Genomic DNA, 1,176 nt, shown 5'->3' with positions numbered 1-1,176 from the left:
GGCCCCGACCAGCGCCCCTCCCGGCGGACTTCGGCACCCGGCGCGCCAACAGCTCTGCGACGGACCGCCGTTCCCGCCGTCGAACGCCACCAGCACCAAGGGGGACGGCCGCACGACGACCGCAGATGGACGACGGCGCACGCTCCGCGCCCTCGCACACCGGCGGGCCGGACGCCCTCGGCGTCAACACGCCGGCCGCTCGGCACGGGTGGACATACGCCGGCACGGGGCGGCGTACGGCCTTGTGTTCCCCGGACGGCGCGGACGCTGCCGACCGCGCCGCCGGTACCCGCCGGCCCGTGACCGGAGCGGGGAGTGGTGGCCTGTGGGGGGCTGCCGCACCCCGCCCCATCTGCGGGTTGTCTCCGCCCAGGAAGGGCGGGAGAGCGCTCTCCCGTCATGGTATAAAGGCAAGTATGACCACCAGCCGTCCGGGCCGTCCACGTCTGCCCACCCTCGAAGACGTCGCGCGGTCCGCGGGGGTGTCGCGGGCGACGGTGTCACGGGTGGTCAACGGCACGCGGAACGTCGACCCGGAGATCCAGAAGGTGGTCCAGGAGGCGGTGGCCCAGACCGGTTACGTGCCCAACCGGGCGGCCCGCACCCTGGTGACCCGTCGCACCGACTCGGTCGCGCTGGTCTTCTCGGTGCCCGAGCACCCTGCCGACGACCCTTTCATGGCACGGGTGTTCAGCGACGCGTTCTTCGGCCGGATCGTCGGCGGCCTGCTGACGGTGCTGCGGCCGCGCGGCGTGCACCCGCTGCTGATGCTCGCCGACTGCGACGAAGTGCGGCACGAACTGGTCGACAACCTGCGCCAGCAGCACATCGACGGCGTGGTGCTGGTGTCGATAGCGCCCGAGGATCCGCTGCCGCACCTGCTCGTCGAGGCCGGACTGCCGACGGTGCTGTTCGCCCGCCCCACCACGCGGGTGCCGATCAGCTTCGTGGACATTGCCCAGCAGGCGGGCGTCAAACTGGCCGTCGAGCACCTGGCGTCCCTGGGCCGCACCCGGATCGCCACCATCGCCGGCCCGTACAACTCGCCGGCCGGCCGGGACCGGCTGGCCGGGTTCCGTGACGCGATGGCCGAACACGGCAACCCGTACGCGCCGGACGTGGAGGGCGACTTCACGCAGGAGGGCGGCGAGGCGGCGCTGCGTGCGCTGCTGACCG

At 73.3% G+C, this 1,176-nt stretch carries 1 protein-coding gene; it reads left to right on the top strand.

The features are described 5' to 3' along the window. Positions 1-416: 416 nt before the first annotated feature. A partial coding sequence (locus tag AC13HU_RS37465) for a LacI family DNA-binding transcriptional regulator (RefSeq protein WP_483046470.1) occupies positions 417-1,176 on the top strand: 760 nt, incomplete at its 3' end.

The sequence above is a fragment of the Streptomyces sp. NH27 genome (genome assembly GCF_056859195.1).
The sequence above is the reverse complement of the archived record's forward strand: the minus strand, read 5'-3'. Positions and strand labels throughout refer to the sequence as shown.